At 70.6% G+C, this 248-nt stretch carries 1 protein-coding gene; it reads right to left on the bottom strand.

Features of this window, described 5'->3' with window-relative positions:
• On the bottom strand, positions 1 to 248 hold a 248-nt coding region (locus EOA75_RS33790; protein ID WP_206517154.1), incomplete at both ends, for an Hpt domain-containing protein.

Here is a 248-nt window from a genome sequence, read left to right as displayed (position 1 = left end):
GCGCCACCGGCGGGCGCTTGGACAGCGCATAGCCGGCGAGGACGAGCTGCAGCAGATAGATTGTCGTCTGCGCCAGCCCCGCCGCGATGATGAACCAGGACAGGATGGTGGCGGCAAGGACGATCTCCGCAAAGCCGAAAGTGCCGGCCGCGCCGGCGAGCGAATGCGCGAGCTTGGTCAGGTCGGAGCCGGGCAGCGCCTCGCGCGCCGCCTGCAGCTCAGCGAGCTGAGAGGCGCAGCGGGTGAGG

The organism is Mesorhizobium sp. M1A.F.Ca.IN.022.07.1.1 (assembly GCF_003997575.1).
In the GTDB taxonomy this organism is placed as follows: Bacteria; Pseudomonadota; Alphaproteobacteria; order Rhizobiales; family Rhizobiaceae; genus Mesorhizobium.
This window is presented reverse-complemented; position numbering and strand designations above follow the sequence as displayed.